Here is a 2,299-nt window from a genome sequence, read left to right on the forward strand (position 1 = left end):
CGCCTGCCGCCGCGTCGTCGGCGGCGCCACCGGCACCACTGACCCTGCCACCGCTGCGACGGATGCTCGGCATGGCGCTGCCCGGAGTCGCCGCGCTGGCCCTGTGGGCACACATGGTGTTCACCCCGCGCTACAACAACGGCACCCCGCAATACCCGGGCCTGCGGTACTGGGTGTGGGCTGCCTGGGGTGAGCTCGGCACCGCCGGCGTTCTTGCCATGGTTGCGGCGCTGGCCTTCGCCGGAGTCTTCGCCACCATGCTGGGCGGGCAGCGGCCGCGCGACCCCGCACAGACCGGACCGGTCGTCCTCGCCACCCTCACCGGCCTCGCGGTCTGCGGGCTGCTCGGCCTGCTCACCACCGCCATCTTCAACGTGCGCAGCCCAGGCCAGCCGCTGCGCTGGGCGCTGCTGCCCGCCGTTCCGATAGCCGTGACCGCGCTCGTGCTGGCGTTGCTGGCCCACCGGCGCTCCCGACCACCGGAGGGCGGGTGGGATGCCTTCTTCGCGTTCCCGCTGTCCGCGCTGATCCTGCTCGCCGTCGGGACGCCGCTGGTCGCCCACTGGTACACCAGGGCGGTGCCGTCGTGGTTCGTGCCGCTGGGTCAGACCGGCGCCGCGATGATCGGCGCCGGGCTGGCCTGCGTGCTGTTCCGCAGGGTGGTCCCGCGGGCTGCGACGGCGGTGTTCCTGGCGGCCGTGGCTGTCGTGATCACCAACCCCAACACGCTCGGCGTCCTGGTCGCCGTCGCGGTCACCGCTCGCGTCGCCTACCAGATCAGGATGCTGTACGCCGCGCCGGCGGCCCCGCATCCGGACGTGGGCCCGACTGTGCCCGCTCGTCAGCCATGATGCGGGCAGTCAACAAGATCGTCGTCGCGCTGATCGCGGCGGGCGTCGTCATCGGCCCGCTCGCCCTGCTCGCCCTGACAGTGCGCAGCGATCATTCGTGGCTTCTTGAACAGTTGGCTGCCGTGGGGGAGTCTGCTGGGCCGTCCGCGGTTCTGCCGCTGCTCGGCGTGGCCGCCATCGCCGCGATCTGGCTGCTGGCGACGACGCTGATCGTACGTGCCGCGGCCCGGCAGGCCCGCCAGGCGTGGCGGCGCATGCGACACCTGCCGCTGCCCAGCCCCGCGCAGGCTGCCGCCGGATCCCTCGCGGGTGCGGCCCTGCTGAGCATGCCGACGCTCGTCGCCACAGCCGACCAGCCTCCGACGCCCGTACCGGCCGGGGCCGGCACCGACGGTCGGTCACCCTCCAACGACGCGGCCGGCAGGGCGGAGAGCATCGACGGGTCCGGGGTCGAACTGCCCGGCGGTGGCTGGCTGCCGACCGGCACCGCCCGGGACGTCGCCGCAGTCGTCGGCGTCACCTGGCTACGCCGGCGCTACCTCCACGACCCCGACAGCGCCAGCGAGCCCGCGCCGCTACTCCCGGCTGTCGCCAACGCGGCCGCCGCTCACGCCACCGACACGCAGACCGACCCCGTCTCCGCCGACCACCTTCCCGCTGGCCTGGTCGCACTCACCGGCCCGGGACGGCGAGACGCCCTCCGCGGAGTTCTCGTGACGGCGCTGCTCAACGTTGCGGCGAACCACGATGACGGAACCCACGTGGTCATCATGAGAGCTGACCTGGCACGACTGTTGAACACCTCCGACGTACCACAGACTCTCCCCGGGCTGCGCATTGCGAACAACGCAACGGCAGAAGCGCGCGTACTCGCAGAGACTCAGGGCGGGAGCGGCCGTGTCGTCTGCATCGATCTCAGCGCTGCTGTTGCGCCACCTGCGGAACTGACCGGGCTGACCGTCGTGACCACCGGGGAGACGACCGGCCCGGCAGCACGGACGTGGACGGTCGCGGCCGACGGCACCGTCGCCACCGACGGCAATCGGCAGCCGGCCCGGCTGTGTGTCCTGCCGGCACAGTCGGCCGTAGACCTCATCCGGGTCACGGCCCACGCCTACGGCCTGCGCAGCGGGCTGCCCGTGTCACCGGCGCCGACACCACCAGCAATGCAGCGACCCCGGCGCGAACGTCCCGCCCCCGCTCGGCTTGAGGTGCTGGGCGCGTGCCGGCTGACCGTCGCGCAGCAGCCGGTCACGCTGCACCGCAGCGCCGCCTGGCAGGTCCTGGTACTGCTGGCCGTCACGCCCGGTGGAGCCACCGCCAGGCAGCTCACCGGAACCATCTGGCCCGGGCTGGCACCGACAACGATCACCAGCCGGCTGTACACCACCCTGAGCCACATCCGCGGTCAGACCAGATTCCTCCTGAACGGCGCCGACATGATCAGC

The 2,299-nt window shown here is 72.6% G+C and carries 1 protein-coding gene and 1 pseudogene; both read left to right on the plus strand.

Annotated features, from left to right (window positions below; genetic code table 11):
- Positions 1-851: pseudogene (locus tag AB0M20_RS39050) on the plus strand (hypothetical protein); the annotation flags it as partial.
- Positions 848-2,299 (plus strand): hypothetical protein (locus tag AB0M20_RS39055; protein ID WP_364306046.1); only part of this gene is annotated, 1,452 nt, incomplete at its 3' end. The pseudogene AB0M20_RS39050 and the gene AB0M20_RS39055, both read left to right, overlap by 4 nt.

This window comes from Actinoplanes sp. NPDC051633, assembly GCF_040681735.1.
GTDB lineage: Bacteria > Actinomycetota > Actinomycetes > Mycobacteriales > Micromonosporaceae > Actinoplanes.